Source organism: Staphylococcus sp. 510 (genome assembly GCF_057219715.1).
The window spans coordinates 1-417 of record NZ_JBXVVK010000058.1 but is presented as its reverse complement, the minus strand read 5'-3'; the positions used below and the strand labels follow the sequence as shown (position 1 = coordinate 417).

At 42.4% G+C, this 417-nt stretch carries 2 tRNA genes; both read left to right on the top strand.

Annotated elements, in window-relative coordinates:
• Window positions 1-24 precede the first annotated feature (24 nt).
• Window positions 25-101: transfer RNA gene (locus AC2D8K_RS12630), tRNA-Ile, on the top strand.
• A gap of 17 nt (window positions 102-118) precedes the next feature.
• Window positions 119-194: transfer RNA gene (locus tag AC2D8K_RS12625), tRNA-Ala, on the top strand.
• Window positions 195-417: the final 223 nt, after the last annotated feature.

Genomic DNA, 417 nt, shown 5'->3' with positions numbered 1-417 from the left:
TTGTTTGTTTTACAAATAATTAATGGGCCTATAGCTCAGCTGGTTAGAGCGCACGCCTGATAAGCGTGAGGTCGGTGGTTCGAGTCCACTTAGGCCCACCATTAATTAATATTCTTATGGGGGCTTAGCTCAGCTGGGAGAGCGCCTGCTTTGCACGCAGGAGGTCAGCGGTTCGATCCCGCTAGTCTCCACCATTATATTTGTACATTGAAAACTAGATAAGTAAGTAAAATAGATTTTACCAAGCAAAACCGAGTGAATTAGAGTTTAAAGCTTGAATTCATAAGAAATAATCGCTAGTGTTCGAAAGAACACTCACAAGATTAATAACGCGTTTCCTGTAGGATGGAAACATAGATTAAGTTATTAAGGGCGCACGGTAGATGCCTTGGCACTAGAAGCCGATGAAGGACGTTA